We start from the raw sequence: 748 nt of genomic DNA, 5'->3' as shown, positions 1-748 counted from the left end.
TTTGCACTGTTATCGATAACGGGCCTCGTGTTCCCGGCGGGAATATCCCCAAAATCGATTGATGCAGGTGTTGCGACTGAGCAGTCAACCAGATTCACCTGGGTCGGTTCGTTAACGGCCATTACCGCCGAATATGTCCGGTAAACGTAAAATGATAAATTAAACTCGGATCCCGATGCTGCCTCCGGCGTAACGTACAACCCATATTTTAAGATCCCGCTCATTTCATGTTGTCCATTGGGATATATAATATTAACTCCATTGTAGTATTCACCTATGCATATACTAGTGCCATTTTGCATTTGTCCATTCGAGTTAAATCTAATTACCCTGGTTTCTGGAGTAGAGTTTTGATGATAGACATTTACGGAAGTAATGACGCTGTCATAGAATACCAAGTAAATACCCGTTTTCACTTCAACACCATAATAAGACGTTCCGGGAATATTTGAAATGGTATAGGGCTGTTCATTTGCACACTGAGCATAAGGATGAGATCGTGGACTCCCTGAGATAACCAAAAAAAATCCTCCTGTATAATTCCGATTAGGAGTAATACCTCCTGGGTTATCATTTACGATATCGTAAGTATCTATTTCGCCCAGCGGCGTAAACCCCGGCCCGGTGACCGGAATAGCACAAGCGGATACCGAAAACAGCATCACAATAACGCCGGAGAAAAACTTAACCATATTTCTTATCATTGTCGCCCCCATCAGGTAATAATCACTTTTTTTAAATTAAGAAC

The 748-nt window shown here is 42.1% G+C and carries 1 protein-coding gene; it reads right to left on the bottom strand.

Features of this window, described 5'->3' with window-relative positions:
* The coding region (locus Q1A40_RS22885; RefSeq protein WP_300006082.1) for a hypothetical protein at window positions 1-704 on the bottom strand (704 nt) is incomplete at its 3' end.
* Window positions 705-748 lie beyond the last annotated feature (44 nt).

Source organism: uncultured Cedecea sp. (assembly GCF_947498825.1).
GTDB lineage: Bacteria > Pseudomonadota > Gammaproteobacteria > Enterobacterales > Enterobacteriaceae > JGM124.
Note: the sequence above shows the minus strand (reverse complement) of the source record. Positions and strands in the feature narration are given on the sequence as shown.